Source organism: Chitinimonas violaceus (assembly GCF_052601015.1).
The window spans coordinates 1-253 of sequence record NZ_JBQXDJ010000304.1; the positions used below are offsets into that span (position 1 = coordinate 1).

Annotated in this window: 1 pseudogene; it reads right to left on the minus strand. The window is 59.7% G+C overall.

What is annotated here, in order from left to right:
- Positions 1-126: 126 nt before the first annotated feature.
- Positions 127-253, minus strand: a pseudogene (locus ACUHMQ_RS21395) (transposase); the annotation flags it as partial.

The following is a 253-nucleotide window of genomic DNA, read 5'->3' on the forward strand; positions in this document are numbered from 1 at the left end:
CGCTGCAGGTTGATGGGCATCAGTGGCGCGTGGCCTACGAACTGCTCCATCGTTTCATCGAAGCACGGCGCACGCCATAAACCCGAAGCGCCTGCCGTGGATAGATGCTGCTCGCCGGGGGTTTACGGTCTGTAGGGTCGTGGCTGGAAATACAGCACCTAGTGCCTCGGGCATGCCCTTGAGGCCGTCTGTCACTGCGATCAGGATGTCGTTGACGCCACGCGTCTTGAGATCGTTGAACACCTTCATCCAG